Source organism: Anaerobiospirillum sp. NML120448 (genome assembly GCF_023050945.1).
Classification (GTDB): domain Bacteria; phylum Pseudomonadota; class Gammaproteobacteria; order Enterobacterales; family Succinivibrionaceae; genus Anaerobiospirillum.
Window position 1 is genome coordinate 17,850 of record NZ_JALKIM010000019.1, and the last position, 21,039, is coordinate 38,888.

At 41.1% G+C, this 21,039-nt stretch carries 10 protein-coding genes; 3 read left to right on the plus strand and 7 right to left on the minus strand.

Annotated features, from left to right (window positions below; translation table 11 throughout):
• Positions 1-36: 36 nt before the first annotated feature.
• Complete coding sequence (locus MXE38_RS05230) at positions 37-6,813, minus strand: DNA translocase FtsK (RefSeq protein WP_246912908.1); 6,777 nt, start codon at positions 6,811-6,813, stop codon at positions 37-39.
• Between the two features lie 618 nt (positions 6,814-7,431).
• On the opposite strand from MXE38_RS05230, the gene MXE38_RS05235 reads away from it, so the two are divergent.
• From MXE38_RS05235 to MXE38_RS05245, 3 genes are all read left to right on the plus strand, one after another.
• On the plus strand, positions 7,432-8,214 hold the full coding sequence (locus MXE38_RS05235; RefSeq protein ID WP_246912910.1) for a DedA family protein: 783 nt from the start codon (positions 7,432-7,434) through the stop codon (positions 8,212-8,214).
• A gap of 343 nt (positions 8,215-8,557) precedes the next feature.
• Positions 8,558-10,039, plus strand: a complete 1,482-nt coding sequence (locus tag MXE38_RS05240) for a sodium:alanine symporter family protein (protein WP_246912912.1) — start codon at positions 8,558-8,560, stop codon at positions 10,037-10,039.
• A gap of 917 nt (positions 10,040-10,956) precedes the next feature.
• Complete coding sequence (locus tag MXE38_RS05245) at positions 10,957-15,102, plus strand: glycoside hydrolase family 2 TIM barrel-domain containing protein (protein ID WP_246912914.1); 4,146 nt, start codon at positions 10,957-10,959, stop codon at positions 15,100-15,102.
• A gap of 188 nt (positions 15,103-15,290) precedes the next feature.
• On the opposite strand, the gene MXE38_RS05250 is transcribed toward MXE38_RS05245, so the two are convergent.
• From MXE38_RS05250 to rlmB, 6 genes are all read right to left on the minus strand, one after another.
• Positions 15,291-17,105 (minus strand): ABC transporter ATP-binding protein/permease, encoded by a 1,815-nt coding sequence (locus MXE38_RS05250; protein ID WP_246912916.1) that lies wholly within the window; start codon positions 17,103-17,105, stop codon positions 15,291-15,293.
• A gap of 226 nt (positions 17,106-17,331) precedes the next feature.
• Entirely contained in the window at positions 17,332-18,273 is a 942-nt protein-coding gene (locus MXE38_RS05255; RefSeq protein WP_246912919.1) for a Cof-type HAD-IIB family hydrolase, read from the minus strand.
• Between the two features lie 482 nt (positions 18,274-18,755).
• On the minus strand, positions 18,756-19,208 hold the full coding sequence (rplI, locus tag MXE38_RS05260; RefSeq protein ID WP_246912922.1) for a 50S ribosomal protein L9: 453 nt from the start codon (positions 19,206-19,208) through the stop codon (positions 18,756-18,758).
• 71 nt (positions 19,209-19,279) lie between these two features.
• Complete coding sequence (gene rpsR / locus MXE38_RS05265) at positions 19,280-19,510, minus strand: 30S ribosomal protein S18 (protein WP_246912924.1); 231 nt, start codon at positions 19,508-19,510, stop codon at positions 19,280-19,282.
• Between the two features lie 17 nt (positions 19,511-19,527).
• Positions 19,528-19,944: a 30S ribosomal protein S6 gene (rpsF, locus tag MXE38_RS05270; RefSeq protein ID WP_246912927.1), complete on the minus strand. Its 417-nt coding sequence runs from the start codon at positions 19,942-19,944 to the stop codon at positions 19,528-19,530.
• Between the two features lie 243 nt (positions 19,945-20,187).
• On the minus strand, positions 20,188-20,964 hold the full coding sequence (gene rlmB, locus MXE38_RS05275) for a 23S rRNA (guanosine(2251)-2'-O)-methyltransferase RlmB (protein ID WP_246912929.1): 777 nt from the start codon (positions 20,962-20,964) through the stop codon (positions 20,188-20,190).
• Positions 20,965-21,039: the final 75 nt, after the last annotated feature.

Below are 21,039 nucleotides of genomic sequence, written 5' to 3' on the forward strand. Positions count from 1 at the left end.
CCTTAGGCCTTATTGGTGAGCTTTTAGCTTAGATCTTTAATCAATTATGCCTTCACGGCTTAACTGCATAAAGATCTTCTTAGCACGAGGATAACCAACACCTAACTCTGTTTGTAAGTCAGTTACAGTAGGTGGCTTATTACGTCTATCCATATACTCACGTACTACCTCAACAGCCTGATCAAACTTAACATCAAGCTCTTTGGCTTTATTCTCTGCTGGATCCTCAGTTTCTTCCTCTTGAACAGCCACAACGTCCTCAAGGTACTCAGGGGCACCAGCATATTCTTTCCAGGCATCAACTACAGCCTTAACATCATCATTAGAAGTAAAGGAACCATGAGCACGAGTAGCTGTACCCTCACCAGGGAATTTATAAAGCATATCGCCATTACCCAGTAAGCACTCAGCACCCTTTTCATCCAGCACAATGGTTGAATCTAAGCGGTTTTGTACGGTAAAGGCTACACGTGATGGGAAGTTAGCCTTAATCATACCTGTTACCACCTCAGAACGAGGAGTTTGAGTAACTAATACTAAGTGAATACCAGCGGCACGAGACTTAGCTGACAGACGAGCAATTAGGCCATCAGGAGTGCTTTCTTTATCCTTTTTACGTCCACTTTGAGCCATAAGGTCAGCAAACTCTTCGACCACCACTACAATCCATGGTAAAGGCTCTAAAGCTTGAGGCTGAGGGCTAAAATCCTTATTCCATAAAGGATCAGCTACACTTTGACCATTAGCGGCTTTAGACTTAATCAAGTCGTTGTACTCAGAGAGCTTTCTTACGCCCAACATAGACATAAGTTTAAAGCGGCGCTCCATTTCGTCTACACACCAGCGTAAAGCAATAGGAGTTTTCTCGGCCACATCAGTAATAACAGGAGTAATAAGATGTGGTAAATCCTTGTAAATAGAGAACTCAAGCTGCTTAGGGTCTACTAAAATTAAGCGCAATTCACTAGGAGATCTCTTTAACAATAAGGAGATCAACATAGTATTAAGACCTGCTGACTTACCAGAACCTGTAGTTCCTGCTACTAGTAAGTGTGGACACTCAGCTAAATCTTTCACCACTGGAGCGCCCACTACAGAAGCACCTAAGCACATTGGCAAGGATGCTTTTGATTCTTGGAACTCACGGGATGAGGCCATATCAGCTAAGGTAATAAATTGACGTTGTGGGTTTGGAACTTCTAATCCTACATAAGAAGAACCCTCAACAATTGGAACCACACGTACATTAGGCACCATTAAATTACGGCATAGCTCAGTTTCAATGGAGGAAATAGCTGTACTCTTAACACCAGGAGCTAAGTCCAAATCAAAACGAGTAATTACAGGGCCAGTTAAATAGTCTGCTACCGTAGCCTTAATACCAAAAGAGTGTAAGACATCATTAATACGCTCTGAGGTCTTATTCAACTCATCTAAAGAAATATCAACATGACTATTAGAACGTGCTAATAAGTCTAAAGATGGTCGCCAGCTATCATAACGATGGCGTGGCACTGAGCATAAAGCCAAGCTTGAGCGCTCAGTACGAGCAGCACCACCAGAGCCAGCACCCTGGCTAACACCAGCCATATAGCTTGGTAAATTGCTGCTTGAACTATTATGAGCCCCCATAAAGGCATTACCAGCAGTAGGCAAACCTACTCCACTAGGGCCATGTTCACCCATAGAATGAGCATCACTTGCCTCAACTTGTCCAGATACAAAGCCATTGCCGGGCATATTATCTTGTAAATGGAGCTGGTTATCATTAGTGTTAGCTGGCTCATAGCTGCCTGGCAACATATTAGCTTGTTGGTTGTTAGCCATAGGCATATTAGGCATAGCACCTGCCATAGCCATATTATTAGCCGCCATGTTCTGATACATCATATTAGGGGCCATATTATTCATGGCATTAGGCATAACAGGCACATATTGGCCATTAGGCAATTGCATGTACTGTACTTGTCCCATTGGCATATTAGGGTTTGCCATATTTGGGTACATCATGTTAGGAGCCATATTATTCATGGCATTAGGCATGACTGGTACATATTGGCCATTAGGCAATTGCATATACTGTACTTGCTGTCCATTAGGCATTTGATTAGCCATAGGATTGTACATGGCTTGATTATTCATCATTTGGGCATTATTAAATGCTTCCATTTGATTAGCCATCATGCCTTGATCAAAGCCATTAGCGCCTACAGGGAACTGACCATCAGAATATTGACCTTCTTGGTACTCTTCATCATCCTGATACTGTTCATTTTGAGCGTCTTCTTGATAGTCCTCAGCGTTATTTTCACTTAACTGAGCATCCTCATAAGTAGCAATCTCAGACTTTACCTGAGCCTCAGCTTCAGTTTCAGCTTTGTCCTCAGCCTCAGCCTTAACCTCTTGCTTTAACTGCTGCTCTTTTACTTTATTTTCGTAAGAGTCATGAACATAGTCATAATCTCCAAATAAAGAATTACCCTTAGAGACTTGGCTATCGTGGCCCTCATCCTCCATAGGAATAAAAGCAGAGCTTAAAGAACCAACTTCATAGCTCTTTTTAGGCTCATCAAATTTATTAAAGGAGATAATATTGTCTTCTTGCTCTTGAGAGAGGTCTTTGCTCTCATCGCTAGCGCTAGTGCTTACACTAGTACTATTGGACTCACTGTTTTCCTCTGAGGAGGTAACAAAACGAGCAAAGTCAAAACCTCCCTGGCCAGGCAAGGTTTTATCTTCTACAGCAGCGCCTGTTACAAATTCATCATCACTGCCGCCCTCTGTTCCACTAAGGCTTTCATCAATGTGACCAACCTCCTTACCACCAAAGTCATAAACGTGCTTTGGTACATAAGGCTTGTCGTAATCATCATCAAATAAATTTACGTCTACAGCGTTAGAAGCATTATTTTGCTCACCATTTTTTGCCTGTAACTCATTATCCCTAGTAGTAGCAAAACGGAAAAAGTCACTATCATTATCCAAAGAGGCATCTGTAGCAGCATTAGAGCGGGTAATATTGGTACTAATATTACCTTGATTAAACTTTTGACTCTCAGGAACTGGAGAACCGCTGCCCATCTGAATATTGGTGCTAACAATATCATCCTCAGTATTGTTTACCTCAGCATTATCATAGGCATTAGTATTGGTATTGGTATTGGTATTGGTATTGTCACTAGTATTAGCGTGGGTATTAGCTCCCTGCTCTAACTTATCAAAGTTAAAGCTCTGCTCATCGCTATTAGACATACCAAGATCCTGATGCTCATTAAAATGCTGTAATTTAGCATCATCCATTTCTGAGGCTAAATTAGAGAGAGTTTCAATAAGCTCATTCTTTGGGGCTTCTTGACCATCTGAGACACTATCGCTTAACTGAGAGCTTAAATGGGGGCCTTCACTATCATCATTGCTAGCGCCATTGAGGCTATCGCTTTGTTGATCTTGATTAGAACTATCAGCCACTTGCTCAGACAAGCCAGAGGCTTGCTCAGCATTATTATGCTCTGGCACGCTATTATTAGTGTTTTTAGCGCTTGGATAGTAGTTATTAGTCTTAGATGAAATGTCCTCAGCATCATTACGACTGTCCCTAATAATGGTACGTGGACGCTCCTCTAAAGGAAGATCTACACCAATATCATGGGTATTAGGCTCAGCTAAATCAATTACCTCTTCGCCTGTATCACGATTAATCTTTTTAAGGCGACGCTTATTAAGAGGTTGACCGTTTTGAGCTGCCTTTTCACGGGCTAGACGTGCAGCATAAGTACCTGCATAAATAGGAGCTTCATCGTCCTCTTCATACACATACTCATATTGATCATCATCGCTTTGAGGTAAGCCATCAGTAGTATTATCACCAGCACTAGCGCTAGCACTTGCGCTAGTACCGCTCTCTTGCTCGTGGCTCTGAGCCATAGCCTGAGCCTGCGCTTGCGCTTGAGCCTCTGCCTCAGCCCTGGCCTTAGCCTCTGCCTCAGCCTTTGCTTGGGCTTCTTGTAATTCTTGAGCTTTTCTTTGAGCAGCTTCTTGCTCTTTGCGCTCTCTTTCGGCCTGTTCCTTGCGCTCTTGCTCCTCACGTCTCTTACGCTCACGCTCTTCTTTTTCTTTATTTTGAGCAGCGATTTGCGCAGCAATCACCTTAGGATCAGTACGCTGAACAATGGTATGAACAGCCTCGCTATCAGAACCATCGTCACTTTCGTTATTGCTATCTTCTAAAGCAACACTAGGCACTAAAGCATGCTTAGCAGCATAACTACCATAGCCATAAGGGCTATCAGGCTCACCCTTCTCTTTCTTATCGTCTTTTACAGTATTGTTAGCTGTAGCAGCGGCAGCAGAAACAGCAGTAGCTGCAGTGGCAGCCACATCAGCTAAAGCCTCTTTTGCGGCTAAACCACCAACAGCAGAAGCAATGCCCCCTGCAGCTGCAGTCACACCTGTACCCTCAGCAGCCATGGCAGCCACTACACCATTTACTGTAGATGCATTAGCAGCAGCCACAGGAACGGCATCAGCTGTTGCAGCTGTAGCGGCAATAGCATCAGCTTGAGCCACACTAGCACCTGAGGAAATCAAGGTTGATGGGCCATTATCACTAGCGCCTTCACTACCTAAATCAGAATCTTGAGGCAAGGAGTTTTCTGTAGCTAAGTTGTTAGTTGGCACTGTAGTTGGTGCTGGCTCTAAAGCTTGCTCTCTAGCTTGAGTATAAGCCTGGGCATCATCTTGAGATTGGATAGGTGCAGACTCTAAAGTGGCCTCTGGAACTAACTCATTAGCATAGGATCCTTGTCCCATGTCCTGCTGTGGAAGCTCAACTTGCTCATTATTCATAGGCATTTGAGCATCTTTAAAGGTTGAAACAGGGATATCAGTTCCTTGATCAAAGCTACCTTGCTGGTAAGAGCCATTCATATTAGAGGAAAATTGATTTGGTGCAACCTCAGCATTAAAGTCAACGCCAGACTCTACCTTAGTATTTGCTAAATCTAAGTTCTGCTCTAATGCTGGCTGAGTACCAATATCATCAATAGCAGCATTGGAGATAAATACTTGATCAGACTCTATAGCAGGTACAGAGGCTGGGGACTGAGCAGCAGTCTGCGCAGCAGCTTGGGCCTGGGCAGGAGCCTGAGCTTGGCCAAGGCCCTGAGCCTGAGCCATACCAGAACTCTGAGTCTGGTCTGGGAGTGGGTATAACTCATCTTGCATGGCCTGATTTTGCATATTATTTTGCTCATTGGCAAAAGCAAAGAAATCCTGGCCAGGCTCTGGTGTTGACTCTTGAGTATTATTCAAATTAGGCATTGGAGGAACTTGTGATAAGTCCTCTTGAGGCTCTAAGCCAGCTAAAGCATTGTTAAAGCTATTGTCCTCTTCTGATTGCATTTCATTAGCAAAAAGCTGTACAGCAGCTTGATTATTGCTATTAATAAAACTCTCATTAGGATCAATTGCTGTACCTAAATTATTGTTAAGCTCAGAGCTTGGCTCTGCGTAAGACTCACTGTAAGGCGCAACATTTTGAGCAGCACTATTAATAAGCTCTTCATTATTTTCATAATAACCCTGCTCATTATCCTGCGCCATGGCCTGTTGAGGCACCTCACCAAGGCCTTGGACTTGGCTCTGGCCTTGGACTTGGCCCTGGCCCTGGCTCATTTCCTGACCCATTTCATAGCCCTGAGCTTGGTTCTGAACTGGGGATTGGGTTTGCTCTAAATCTTGAGCTAAGACTTGATTATCTTGCTCTAAAGCTTGGTAAGGCTCGTTATTAACAGCAGACTGGTCATTAGGAGACATGCGACCATATTCACTGTTCATAACCTGCGCAAAGAAACCATCTTGAGCCTCTTGAGAGCCATTAGTTTCCATACCATGGCTATCAGCAGCAGCTATTGGGGACATATTATTATCAGCGCTCAATTGCTGCTGAGCTAAAGATTCTAAATCAGGAAGTACCTTATCCTCTGAGGCAACATTTAGCTCATCGGCATTAGGTAGTGAACCATTTTGCTCTAAAGCCATATCTTGGGACATGTCTTGGGACAAGTCTTGGGCCATATCTTGCTCTTTAGCAGAGGCTGTAGCTGAGGCCATCACACCTGTAGCAAGTGCGGCAGCGCCTAAGGTATTTTGATCTAAAGTAAGGTCATTATCATCTTGAGCTAAAGAATGATGAGTATTGTGTTTCTTACCATTAGTATTGCTCTTAGCTGGCAATACTTTGAAGAAGAGATCGCCTACTCTATCAAAGATAAAGAAAGGATTGCGGCCCCAAAGCATGGAAAGACCACAAAAAACAGTAATGGCAAAGATAAAGACACTTAAAATGCTTGGCAAAGCTAAATCGCAAAACATATTAAGCATGTCACCTAAAAGGCCGCCCGCACCTGTAAAGCCAATATCAAAGTAACGAGACAAGATACCTGATAAGCCAATTAAAGTGCAGTTAAAACCTAAGAGGCGTAAACAAGCTTTATAAAAGTCTGCATGCCAAATATCAATTGGTTTTAAAACTAAAAAATAGCCTAAATACACAATCATGGCAGCAAACAAATAAGTAAGCACGCCAAAGTACTCAAAGAAAAAGCCTAATATAGGAGCATCTTTGTGATTATAGCTAGCTGAATCTACTTGGCCTAAAATAAGCTCACCACTTAATTTAGACTGAGCAGAGCCCTGAAAGTCTAAAATTAAATAAAAGCACAAAAAACATAGTCCAATGCTCAAAATAAAGAGCACCATGCGTAAAGGATTGCGATCACCACTTACGCTCGGTGTTCCCTTTGCGGCTGCCATAAAACGTCTCCTATTTAAGATCTTGGAAGATTAGATCTTTCTTGTAAGTCTTATCATTAGACTTTCAGTATTAATTAATAACTTTTTTAAGTCAAAAAAGTCTACAAAGTATAAGGCAAAAAAGGCTTTTTATAAAGCAAAAGCCCATCGGTTAGATATACCTTAATAGCATCAAATTAGTGTCCAAACTAATATCATTAGTTCCACTTTCCCATACCATAAATTGCCTATATTACTGAATAGCCTCACCTTAAAAGCGTTAAATCTCCGTCATAATTAAGCAAAAAACACGTAAAAGAGCCGATTTTTCTTAAATTATTAGCAAAATCTGTTAATATTGCAGGGTTGTCTTATTAAATTAACAACAAAATAATCACCTTAATAACTTGTATGTTCAACATGCTTTTAAACCAAGGTGTATTATTTATTTAGCAATTAATGTTTAGAGTATAATTGCATTCAACATTAGACTTATTAAAGTCCTTTTATTTTATAGCTAATTGTTAAGTGGCAGATTAAGGTTATTTGTTTTTACTAATAGCCTATGTTTTGGCCTAAGATTCACCTTATGATTGAGCTATTTATAGCCTCTAATCATTTATTTAAAAGGGATAGCAAGTGTTAGACTTTTTAATCGCATTCTTTACTGACTATGGCTATTTAGCTGTATTTGGCATTTTAATCTTGTGCGGATTTGGTCTACCTGTCCCTGAAGATATCACCTTAGTCTCTGGTGGTGTGATTTCTGGATTAGATTTAGCTAATCCGCACACTATGTGTATTGTGGGACTAGCTGGTGTCCTCATCGGCGATAGTATTATGTTTTTAGCTGGTCGATTCTTTGGTTATCGTATCCAGCGCATTAAGATGTTCCGCCGTATCCTATCTCCACGACGTTTTTCTCATATTCAAAGAAAGTTCAAACAATACGGCTTATCTCTATTGTTTGTTGCCCGATTCTTACCAGGTTTAAGATCTCCTATTTTCTTAGTAGCAGGAATGTCACGCCGTATTTCCTATCTGACCTTTATTTTAATGGATGGTCTTGCGGCTTTAATCTCTGTTCCTGTATGGGTGTACTTAGGTTACTTCTTTGCCGACAATCTTGATTTACTTATGGAGTATGTCAAAGATGTCCAAAAGATGATTTACTTAGCTTTAGGTTTAGTAATCTTAGTAGTATTAGTTATTTATCTAAAGAAGAGATTCCACAGCAAGCTTAAGACCTTTACTGATGACTCTCATAGCCACTCATCTCCTTGTGGCTGTCAAGCTCAAGGTCAAGCTCAAGCTAATAATAGCTCTGCACAGCTTACACAGAGCGATACTCAAGCTGACTTAAAAGATTTGCAAGAGACAGCCAAACCTCTGGCTCCAGAAAATAGTAAAGAGCAAAATTAATGAATTGCACCACGGGTAGCCACACAAGCTACCCGTTTTTATTTTTTGCACCTTTATTTCGCACCCCGCCCCAAAACCAAGCAAACGCTCTTATATATGCTAGAATAGCCCCCGCACGTGATTTAAATAGAATTTATTTCACATTTACAACTATCAATTAATCCAGCCATCTTTGTTTACTTTATACCTAACTATAGTCTTAATTATTTTTCTATTATGGTTAAAGCATATAACTGGCATAGGAAAGACCTACTAAATCATAGAGGTCTCCCCTATGTCAGATATAGATGAGCTTGTTTTCTCATGACTTACTCTCAAGAGAACCCTTTTAAAGGAATAGTGCATGTCAACTATGGATCAGCTCACGTTGATCGTGAAAGAAATTAACTTCATTCTGTGGGGCCCTTGGTGCTTGATTCCAATTTTGGTAGGCACTGGTATCTTTTTCACTTTTAAACTTCGCTTTGTTCAAATTCGCCAATTTGGTCGTGCTGTAAAGCATGTTTTTGGTCATTTTAGCTTTAGTGGTGAAAAAGCTGGTCAACATGGTATGACCTCCTTCCAGTCTTTAGCTACAGCTATTGCCGCCCAAGTAGGTACTGGTAATTTAGCTGGTGTTGCTACTGCTATGGTTATGGGTGGCCCAGGCGCTATCTTCTGGATGTGGGTAGCTGCATTCTTTGGTATGGGTACCATTTTTGCCGAGGCTGTATTAGCTCAGGTATACCGTACTAGAGACGGTCAAGGCAATATTACTGGTGGCCCTTCTTACTATATTTATAAGGGCTTAGGCCTTAAGTCCTTGTCTGTTCTCTTTGCTGCTCTTATCATTATTGCCTTAGGCTTTATTGGCAATATGGTGCAAGCAAACTCTATTACCACTGCTTTCTCCTCTGCTTTTAATGTGCCTAACTGGTTCTCTGGCATGTTACTTATCTGTTTAGCAGGCTTTATTTTCATCGGTGGTATTAAGCGTATTGCTAGCTTTGCAGAAAAGATTGTGCCTTTTATGGCAGGTGTATACGTTCTAGGTGCCATCTATATTATGGTTACCAACTACGATATGATTTTGCCTGCATTTGAGTCTATTATTATTGGCGCATTTAATCCTGAGGCTGCCACTGGTGGTGTAGTAGGTGCAGGTATTAAAGAAGCTATTCGTTATGGTGTAGCTCGTGGTCTATTCTCTAATGAGGCTGGTATGGGTTCTACCCCTCATGCTCACGCTGTAGCTCGAGTAAACCACCCAGCCGAACAAGGTTTAGCCGCTATTATTGGCTTAACCATTGATACCTTTATTGTACTTAATGCTACTGCTTTAGTAATTTTAGTTACTGGCTCTTTAGATGGCAAAACTACAGGTATTGTTCTGACCCAAACCGCCTTTATTAGAGGCATGGGCGATGCAGGTGCAGGATTCGTAGCTGTTTGCTTATTCTTTGCTGCCTTTACTACTATTATTGGCTGGTACTTCTTTGCTGCTCAAAACTTTAAGTACCTATTTGGCTATAGAAACCTTAACCTCTTCTCTGTGATGGTGCTATGTTTCCTACTTATGGGTGCCTTCTTAGAGGTTAACTTAGTATGGGAGCTTGCCGATCTCTTTAATGGCTTAATGGTTATTCCAAACATTCTTGCTGTTATCGGTCTTTATAAGTTAGTTATCCGTGCCGTAAGTGATTACGATGACAAGTTCTTAAAAGGTCAACGTCCTCTCTTTGGACCATCAGAGGTTCTAACCAACCGTTTTGCTAACTTACAGGCTGTAATGCGCCGTGCTATGGCAAAAGGTGTAGTTAAAGAACAGAACGACCGTGACAACTAAGTACTCTTGTCACTAACTAACTTTTCTTTAGTTAGCCCCTTTTCTCAAAAAAAGCTGTTATTAAAATTAATAACAGCTTTTTTATACCCCATCTTAAAACCAAATCTAGCCTTAACCCTATTAATTCCTGGCATTAGGCTTTCCTGCCCACTCGCTTTTCTGATATTTCCTTATCTACCCTTGCACTCCCCATCTCTGCCTTGCCTTGATTTCCCCTTCATGCCTTACCATGCTGCCTTGCCAATCCTTGGCTCATCACTTGGGTTAGGCGCTGAAATAAGCGCTACATGCTGTGCCAGCACACTGCGCCTGCACACTGCGCCCGTACGGTACGCTGGCATAGTGCTAGAACTGGTCTTTGATAGGATAGGCTAATGAGAGGCTTTAGGTAATATTTAATTAAAAATCAATGATAGCGAACATTGCAATTATGTACTTTTTACTGATCTAAGGTGGTGCTGGTGGTTTGAGCTTATAAGGCTAACAAACACAATAGCAGTAAGGCTTTAGGAAATGAAATTAAGGGGATGATGGGACTTTTAGGCTAGGGAAAATTTGCTAGGATTCAGCTTGGTTTTATTGTACAAAATGTGTGTTTTGTCAGTATATAGCGCTTATTATACTTGTATTACAAGAATAAAATTCATGTGATCATATCGATATTTTGCACAATTAATTGTGCAATTTTTGCGACATCGGTTACATGTAGACACATCTAAGCTTTTCTTAATATATTTATTTTATTTACTTTATAGCACAGCACAAAATGTGCAGTTGTAGTTTTTGCACGCAAAACACAATTTGCGATAAGCAAACATAAGATACCTAAGCAACATAGGTATTAGAGTTTAGGATAGTTTTGTAGCGTATAGCGTACAACTTATTGTTGTGGCTATATATTTTTTAGGATCAGGTTAATGAAAAAATTAAAGCCTACCCTCTTAGCAGTTGCCGTTTCATCTGCTCTAGCTGTAATTGGCTGTGAATCAAACAATCAACAAACTAGTTGGAATACTGGACCAGATACTGTAGTAAAAGTGCACGATGGTTCCTTACGTGTTTCAACCGATTTACCAAAAGCACGTGACCCTAAGGCTGATGTGTTTAAGGGAGAGGAATGGTTTGATCAATCAACTGCTTATGCCGTAAACCGTGAAAAAGCCCATGCTTCTTTCTATTCTTTTACCAACGAAGAAGATGCTTTAGCAAGAGATCGTAGCCGCTCTGAAAACTACATGCTCTTAAATGGCACTTGGAAATTCTCCTTAGCCAACACCCCTCATGAGCGTAATAATGAGTTTTATAAAGTAGGCTACTCTGTTAACAAGTGGAAAGATATTCAAGTGCCTGGCTCTTGGCAAACTCAGGGCTTTGACCGTCCTTACTACACTGATACCCGTTTATCTTGGTTAGGTACTGAGGAGCCTGGCGTAGGTGTTTCCCCTACTGTATACAACCCTGTAGGTTCATATCGTCGTGACTTTACCACTCCAGCTAACTGGGATGGTAAGCAAGTAATCTTAAGCTTTGCTGGTGTAGAGTCCGCCTTCTATGTTTGGGTTAACGGTCAAAAGGTAGGTTATAGTGAAGATAGCTTTACTGCCTCAGAATTTGATATTACAAAATACTTAAATGCCCCAGGTAAGAAGAACGTTATTGCCGTTCAAGTCTATCGCTGGTCTGATGCTTCCTATTTAGAAAACCACGACTATATCCGTCTAAGTGGTATTTTCCGTGATGTAGCCTTAATTGCTAAGGACAAGAACGCCAACTTATTTGATTTTGGCTATACCACTGATCTTGATAAGGACTATAAGGACGCAACCTTTAACTTTACCGCTAAAGTACGCACTCTCTTAGCTCAAGGTCCATCTGGCTATACTTTAGAGACCACCTTACTTGATAAGGATGGTAAGGCCGTATTTAACGAAAAGTCCCCTGTTGATTTTTCTAAGGTAGCAACTCTAGCCAATATGCATGGTGATGGTGCCACCTATGATCAAACCCCAGGCTATGCTGAGGTTAAGTTCACTAAACAGATTGAAAACCCATTAAAGTGGTCTGCTGAAAAGCCAAATCTTTATCGTGCTTTAATTACCTTACGTGATCCACAAGGTAATATTATTGAGTCTACTTCCTCTAACGTAGGCTTTAGAAAAGTTGAAATCTTGAATAAGGGTACCAATAAGGCTCAAGTAGCTATCAATGGTAAGCCTATTGTTTTCCGTGGTGTTAACCGTCATGAGATCAGCCCAGAAAATGGCCGCTATATCAGCGAAGAGTCCATGATCCGTGACATCCTATTGATGAAACAATACAACCTCAACTCAGTTCGCAACTCTCACTATCCAAACGAGCCTCGTTGGTATGAGCTTTGTGATGAGTATGGCATGTATATGATGGATGAGGCCAATGTTGAGTCCGATTCTATTGACTCAGTATTACCAGCCTCCGATCCTAAGTGGATTGAGCCATCAGTTGATCGTATGGTATCTACCATTGAGCGTGCTAAGAACCACCCATCCATTATTATGTGGTCTTTAGGTAATGAGAGCTATGGTGGCGATGTATGGAAGATCTTAGCTGATGTTTGCCATCAAATGGATAATACTCGTTTAGTTCACTACGAAGCACATCGTGATATTCCTGAGGTTGATGTCTGGTCACGTATGTATCGCCGCGTCAATGATCTTACCAATCCAGATATGAATGCCAACCCATTAGGCTGGTGGGCTAAGTATGGTGATAAGCCAGAACTTCAATGCGAGTATGCTCATGGTATGGGTAATGGCATTGGCAACTTTAAGGATTACTGGGACTTCTATAATCAGCACCCAATCTTACAAGGTGGCTTTATTTGGGATTGGCGTGATCAATCTTTAGAGATCCCAACTCCAGTTGACAAGATGTTAGCTGAAAAGGCCTCTAACCTTGAAGTTCGTTTAACAGGTAAACTCGTTCCAGGTAAGAACGGTAAAGCCATGGATGGTTTTGCCTCTGTTTACAATGATCCAAGTTTAGTATTAAGCGGCAACCAACCTCTTACCTTAGAAGCATGGGTAAAGCCAGCTAAAGATCAAGAGGCTCTTAATGCCCCTATTATTGTTAAGGGCGATGATCGTGCCTCCCGCAATGAGTCCTATGGTTTACAACGTAGCGTAGATTATGACAATGAAGGCAAGAAGGTAGTTAGCGATACTATCGAGTTCTATATCTTTGGCGGTGAGTTAAATTCTGACAAGGACATGTACGAGAAGTTTAGCGCCTCTATTCCTACCCCTGCTGATTGGAATGACAAGTGGCACCACATTGCAGGTGTTTACGATGGTCAAACCATGAAGTTGTACTTGGATGGCAAGGTAGTAGCTACTCAAATCAATCCTAAGGGTATTGCTGTAGGTCCAAACCCAGTAGGTGTTGGTGGTGTTCCTCTCTTTGATGCTACTAAAGCTGAGACCATGCCAACCTTTAAGGGCTTAATTGATAGTGTTCGCATTTATAATCGTGCCTTAGATCAAGATGAATTAGCTCGCACTGATCGTAAGGTTGATTCAAGCTCCTTATTATGGCTTGACTTTGATGGCACTACCAATAAGAAGTATGAGAAGAGCACTTACTTATCTTATGGCGGAGACTGGGATGACATTCGCTCAGGCAATCCAAACAATAAGAACTTCTGTGCCAACGGCTTAATTTCTGCTGACTTCACTGTACAACCAGAATTAGTAGAAGTTAAGAAAGGCTATGAGGAAATTGCTCTTACCTCAGAAAATGCTAAGAGTGGTAAGTTTGTCTTAGAAAACCGTAAGTTATTTACCAACTTAAACGAATTTGACGCTACCTGGAACTTAACTGAAAATGGCGTAGTCATCCAGTCTGGTTCCTTAAGTGCTGAGGATCTTAATGTTGAGCCACTAGCTAAGAAGACTATCTCTATTGCCTATAGCCAACCAGAGGTTAAGGCCAATGCCGACTACTTCTTAAATGTCTCCTTTAAGCTCAAAGAAGATACTCCTTATGCTAAGGCAGGACATGAAATAGCTCATGAGCAATTTGCTCTAGACTTCTCTAAGGATGCCAAGGTAGCACCTACTAGTGTAGACGTAGCCTCTATGCCAGATCTCAAGGTCAGAGAGGAAGGCTTATTAACCACCATTACCAACCAAAGTGGTGATTTAGTAGTTACCTTTGACCGTGCTCTTGGTACTGTAACTGGTATTAACTATAAGGGTAAGGACTTAATTGTTGACAATGACCATGGCTCAATTAAGACCCCAGGTATCATGCCAAACTTCTATCGTGCTGGCACTGACTCTGACCTTGGCTACTACTACCAGTTTATGACCTCTAAGTGGCGTTATGCTGGTCTTAGCAAGAAAGTTGTTAAGGTTGAGACTGTAAAAGACTCTACCAAGCAAATTAGCTTCAAGGTAAGTAGCACTTTACCAGTAGCTGATAACTCCGCTTATGAGCAAGTCTTTACTGTATATGGTTCTGGCGATATTAAGATCGAGACTACCTTAAACCCAACCCAAGGTTTACCTATCATTCCAGAAATTAGTAATATGCTCACCATGCCTCGTGAGTTTGCTAACGTAAGCTGGTTTGGCCGTGGTCCTGATGAGAACTACATCGATCGTCAATGGGGCTATCCTGTTGGTGTATACAGCAAGGATGTTAAGGAGTTCTATACTGACTTTATTAAGCCTCAAGAGACAGGTAACCATACCGATGTTCGTTGGGTTGCTTTAACCAACAAGGATGGCTTAGGACTACTTGCTAAAGCTGAGTTAGGTACTCCAATGGAGTTTAATGCTCTACTCTATACTCCAGAGCAATTATCTAACTACAACCATAGCTTCTACTTACAAGAGGGTGATATTACCTTACGTCTTACCAATCGTCAGATGGGCTTAGGCGGAGATAACTCTTGGGGTGCTATGCCATTTGAGAAATATCAGAACTTAGCTGATAAGCAATACAAGTACACTGTTACCTTAAAGCCTATCTCCTCTAATGAGGTCTCTGGTTTAAACCAAGATTACACCACTGTAATTAAGTAATCTCTTAGTTTTCTCTAACTAATTAATACTCAAAAGGCCCCTACCTATCTTAAGGTAGAGGCCTTTTTTATCGCCACTAGCAGCGCCGCCCAACTGGCTGCGCCCTCTTGCTGCTCCGCCCAACAGTCTGCGCTGCCATGCTTGCTGTGCCTACTTGCTGCACGACAAGAGATGGGAAAGCTTGATTATTATAAGCTTAGCTTGATGCTATCTTGATTACTTGGCTCTATGGTGTACTTAGCATCATTTTGGTAGGTAAGTACCAGCTTGTGCTTAGCAATTAAAGTAGAGCGGTGGCCTACTGAAATCATAATGCACTGTGGCAAATATTGATTTAGTAAGTCATACACCAAGGATTCACTTTGCTCATCCATGGCTGAACTGGCTTCATCTAAGAACAACATGTCAGGCTGATTTAAGAGCGCACGCACAATGGCTACACGCTGCTGCTCACCTAGCGATAGAATATGGCTCCAAGTATCAACCTCATCTAGGTGAGGGATTAAATGCTCTAAACCTACCAGTTTAAAGAATTGCTCAGTACGTCCATCTTCGATAGGGGCACTTGGATAGGAGGCGGCCAGACGCAATGAACCTTGAGGTAAATAAGGCTTTTGGCTTAAGAACAAGACTTTAGCCTCATTAAGATAACGCACCTGACCTTGGGTATAAGGCCAAATTCCTGCCAAAGCCTTGATAAGAGTTGACTTACCACAACCAGAGGCACCACGGATTAATAAAGACTCTCCTGAGGATAAGTCTAAATTGACGTGATCTAACAAGAGCTTGTCTCTTGGGCTCTTAATTTGTAAGTCACGTACCTCAAGTTTGGTAGCATTCTTTTCAATAGCAATACAACGTAGCTTTTCTACCTCTTCCATGGATAAGTAAAATAAAGCTAAACGATCTACTACTGACTTCCAGGAAGCCCATGAGGTAAAGTTACTTACTAAGGTAGACAAACTATCTTGTACTCGGCCAAAGGCTGATGAGATCTGCATAATAGAGCCCATAGTAATAATCTTGGCAAAGTAAAGAGGAGCTGAAATTAACATAGGGAAAATTACAGCTGTTTGGGAATAACCTAAAGTTAAGAAGCCTAAGCGCTTAGTGCAAACAATTAACTTAATATAGTTAGCTACTAAATCAGAGAAGCTTTGACGTAAATACTTGTTTTCCTCTTCCTCACCTTTATACAAGGCAATAGACTCACTATTCTCACGTACACGAATTAAGGAGAAACGGAAATCAGCTTCATAGCGTTGTTGTCTAAAGTTTAACTTTACTAAAGGCTTACCTAAGTAGAAAGTTAAAGCTGTACCTAAAATGGCATAAAGCAAGGCCAAATAGCACATATAGCCGTCAGGTAAATGAATAGACATACCCATGACAGTAATATCAACGGCTGAGGAGAGCTGCCATAGCACCACGCCAAAGGAAATCATCATGGCTAGATCAGTGGCAGTACCAATAATAAGCACAATGGTAGAGGAGACAAACATATTGAGATCTTCGGCAATACGTTGGTCTGGGTTATCAGTATTCTTATCAGCCAATTGCAATTTGTAATAGTTGTCGCTCTCTAGCCAACGGGTCATAGTTTTGCCAGTAAGCCAGGTACGCCAATTAATAGCTAAACATGATTTTAAATAGGCGTTGTAAACACTAACTACCACATGGATGGAAGCTAAAATTACAAAGATAATGAGTTGATGCTTAAAGCCATCAATATCATAGTTTTGGATAGTGTCCCAAAATTCTTTGTACCAACTATTAATAGAGGTAGCAATATAAACAGAGCCGCTTGTAAGTGAGATAATTACTACCAATAAAATCCACGACTTAATACTGTCCTTACATCCCCAATAACTTTTGAGCATGAGAAAAAAGGCCTTAAGCGTGACCTTTAAAGGCAAACTATCAATACCTCTATGGCCATTTTGCACACCTTGAGTATTAGCAGTAATGTCACTAAAGGTATTTTCTGCTTTAGTAGTACTCATCTATAAATTCCTTAAATATGGCATAAAGTTGCAGCAACTTATGCCCCATAGCTACCATGTGGGCTAATAATAATATCGATCACTTAATTACTAAGCAAAAATTAAGTGGCTCATATTGTGCCATACAAAATTTAGCTTGCTATTAGGCATCAAACAAAAAGCCTAGTACTATGTATCTAACACAACTACTAGGCTTTAATAAGCTTTACAAATAAATTAACCAAAATTAAAGGCTAATGCCTAAAAGCTTTTGTAAATATATCGCAACGCCATCATCAAGATAATTGTAGGTATGATACTTAGCGACAGCCTTTAGACGAGGCATAGCATTGGCAACAGCCACACCTACACCCACCTGAGCAATCATTTCAATATCATTTTCTGCATCACCAAAGGCTACTACATTCTCAAGAGTAATACCCAATAGGTCACAAAGACGCTTTAAAGTAGCACCCTTAGAGCAGTCTTTATTCATAAACTCTAAGAAGTTAGCATGGGTACGAGCAATATTAAAACGCTCATTAAACTCTGCTGGGCAATGCTCTCTCATTTGATCAAGCTTACTTTCATCGCCTACGGCAATAATTTTATAAACCAGCTCTTTTGGATTAACCTCATCAGGGAACAAGATCTTTTCAAAAGGCTGCATAGAAGCAGCAATTTCCATCTCAGTAAAGACAATATTGCTCTCAGTTAATAATACACGACGATCGGAGTAGGCATGAATGGCACAGCCATTTTGAACGGCTAAGGCCTCAACATCAATTAAATCTTGAGCATTTAAGCAGTTAACACTTAAATCCTTAGTAATGTCTTCTAGGTTAATTAAAGCGCCACCATTAAAGCACACGCAATAACCATGACCCTTATCAAGACCTAAAATATGAGCAAATTCAGCAATACTCTCTGGAGCACGTCCTGAACAAATAGCTACGGTAACGCCCATATCCTGAACTTTATGGATAGTATCAATTAACATTGGTGAGAAAGTTTTGTCCTCACGCAAAGTAGTACCATCTAAATCTAGAGCCACTAATTTAATAGGAGCTAAAGTCTTTAAATCAGGCAAAGTTAATTGAGCATGCTTAGCATCTTCATTAACCTCAACAGTCATATACTGCTGGTCGCGAATTTTTTGGGTATCGGCATCTAAATGATCTAAAGTCATAATACTAATAGCGCAGCAATCTCTGTCTTAGACAGTTTTAGCCACACTCTCCTTTTTTAGCTCGGTTAAAATTGTGGTATTGGTAAGCGTAACTTCACTAAAGCTCTTATAGTAAGGGAGCCTCAGGCTAGAAGAAATTATTATTATACTGTTTGCCTGGGATTAATTGATGAGAAGAGCTAAGAAATTATTACTAGAAGGGCAATAAGAAAAAGAGAGGAAAGATGGTAGGACGTAGAAAAAAAATACCACCTGTACGGACGACTTTAACGTAACCAACAATAAATGTCTGTAATACCTGCAATGAAGTAGATCTAATGGCAGCATAGTACTAGTTCTCCACGCTATATCTACAATAGCCTGACAGAACACACTTTTTTAGTTAGTTACTACTTGAAAAGTTAATTCGTCGTCCGTACAGGTGGAAAAAAATAAGGCAGGATAAACCTGCCCTATTTTTTCCATATAAAGTAATTTAAAAATTACTTAGCTGGAACAACAACTACCTTAATAGCAGTCTTAACATCAGCGTGTAACTGAAGAGCAATCTCGTACTCACCGATAGAGCGGATTACACCCTCTGGCATACGAACTTCGCTCTTGTGAGCCTCAACGCCAGCGGCAGTTAAAGCCTCAGAGATGTCGCGGGTACCGATAGAACCGAATAACTTACCCTCGTCACCAGCATTAGAAGCGATGGTGATAGAGCCTAACTCTTCGATCTTATTAGCACGGGCTTGAGCAGCCTCTAATTCAGCAGCAATCTTAGCAGCGTATAATACACGCTCAGCTTCGAACTTCTTTAAGTTCTCTTCAGTAGCTAAAACAGCCTTCTTTTGTGGTAACAAGAAGTTACGAGCATAGCCGTTACGAACTTTTACCTTGTCACCAAGACCGCCTAAGTGAGCGATCTTATCGAGAAGAATAATTTCCATTAGAAAATTCCTTTAAATCTTGCTTCGCCTAAAAGTTATTGTCTCAATAAAATTGAGGCAGTGATTAACAATTAACGGCTGTGAAGATCGGTGTAAGGTAAAAGGGCTAAGAAGCGAGCACGCTTGATAGCAGTAGCGAGCTGACGCTGATACTTTGCACTAGTACCAGTGATACGGCTTGGAACGATCTTACCAGACTCGGTAACATAGTTACGTAAAAGGGCTACATCCTTGTAATCGATCTCGGTTACACCCTCAGCGGTGAAACGGCAGAACTTACGACGATGGAAATAACGAGCCATTATTCTAGTCCTCCAAATTAGGCTTCTTGAGCGGAAACGTCAGCCTCAGAAGACTCATCACGGTCGTTACGTTGACGACGGGTGTCGTTGTCTTCACGGGCAGCACGACGATCCTCGCGAGCCTTCATCATTGGAGATGGCTCGGTTACAGGGCCAGAAGTGCGGATGACTAAATTACGGATAACAGCGTCGTTGAAACGGAAATTGTTCTCAATGCTGTCGATAGCCTCTTGCTCAGCCTCAACGTTCATTAAAACGTAGTGAGCCTTGTGAAGCTTTAAGATAGGGTAAGCTAATTGACGACGGCCCCAATCCTCAAGACGGTGAATCTTGCCGCCAGTCTTCTCGATCTCGCCCTTATAACGGTCGATCATGCCTGGAACCTGATCGGACTGATCTGGGTGAACCAGGAAAATGATTTCGTAGTGACGCATGAAATGCCCCTTACGGTAAAAGTCTAAAATTTCAGTCGTATTTTAGACAAGGAAGCTTACGTGACATCCAACCACTGGTATGTCAACGCGACTGAAGTGCGTTGTATTCTACCTTAATATGGAAATTTTGCAAGCTCTATCACAGAAAAATAAGCCATTTTTTTAATAAAAAGCACTCAAAATAAAAAACCACCTAACTTGTACAAGCTAAGTGGTTGTTTTTCATAATGCTTTAAAGAAAAATTAGCTCAATGAGCGCTGTCTTACTGCCTCAAAAAGAGCAATACCAGCAGCTACAGAAACATTTAAGCTCTCAACACCTTGAGCCATAGGGATCTTAGTAATATCAGTGCACTTTTCACGGGTTAAGCGGCGCATACCTGACTCCTCAGAGCCCATCACAATAGCTAGAGCACCAGTTAAATTGGTCTCATAAATACTATTGGTAGCTTCGCCATCCATGCCAATAATTTTGATGTCTCTATCAGCTAAATCATCTAATACTCGAGCCAAATTGGTAACAGCAAATAAAGGAATTTCACTGGCAGCACCAGATGCTGTTTTACGAGCAGCAGGATTGAATGGAGCTGTTTTATCCTTTGGAACAATCACGGCATGAGCACCTGCGGCCCATACTGAACGCATAGCAGCACCTAAATTTCTAGGATCAGTAATGCCATCTAAGATTAATAAGAAAGGAAGCTCTTTTTTAGCATTGAGGTCATCTAAAAAGTCGGCTAAATCATGCTCATTCTTAGGAGGAGTAGACTTCATTTCAATAACAATGCCCTGATGTACACCATTATCAGTCTTCTCATCAATGAAGTGACGCATAGCGCTTTGAGCCACAATACCGTATATAGATAACTCATTAATGATTTTCTTAATACGCTTATCATCTTCACGGCCCTTAACTACCCAGGCAGATAAGATCTTATCTGGGCTAGTTTCAATAGCCTGCTCTACAGAGTTGATGCCATAAACAATTTCGCGACTACGACTCTTCTTTTGCACTTGCATTAATAATTTCCTGTTTTTACGCACAATAAAGGGGTTAATTGCCCTGAGCACCTAACCCCTTATAAAAATTCTTTA

What these genes read in the sequence shown, in the direction of transcription:
- MXE38_RS05230 (WP_246912908.1), bottom strand. Translation starts at nt 6,813, where the DNA reads ATGGCAGCCGCAAAGGGAACACCGAGCGTAAGTGGTGATCGCAATCCT.
- MXE38_RS05240 (WP_246912912.1), top strand. Translation starts at nt 8,558, where the DNA reads ATGTCAACTATGGATCAGCTCACGTTGATCGTGAAAGAAATTAACTTC.
- MXE38_RS05245 (WP_246912914.1), top strand. Translation starts at nt 10,957, where the DNA reads ATGAAAAAATTAAAGCCTACCCTCTTAGCAGTTGCCGTTTCATCTGCT.
- MXE38_RS05250 (WP_246912916.1), bottom strand. Translation starts at nt 17,105, where the DNA reads ATGAGTACTACTAAAGCAGAAAATACCTTTAGTGACATTACTGCTAAT.
- MXE38_RS05255 (WP_246912919.1), bottom strand. Translation starts at nt 18,273, where the DNA reads ATGACTTTAGATCATTTAGATGCCGATACCCAAAAAATTCGCGACCAG.
- rplI (WP_246912922.1), bottom strand. Translation starts at nt 19,208, where the DNA reads ATGGAAATTATTCTTCTCGATAAGATCGCTCACTTAGGCGGTCTTGGT.
- rpsR (WP_246912924.1), bottom strand. Translation starts at nt 19,510, where the DNA reads ATGGCTCGTTATTTCCATCGTCGTAAGTTCTGCCGTTTCACCGCTGAG.
- rpsF (WP_246912927.1), bottom strand. Translation starts at nt 19,944, where the DNA reads ATGCGTCACTACGAAATCATTTTCCTGGTTCACCCAGATCAGTCCGAT.
- rlmB (WP_246912929.1), bottom strand. Translation starts at nt 20,964, where the DNA reads ATGCAAGTGCAAAAGAAGAGTCGTAGTCGCGAAATTGTTTATGGCATC.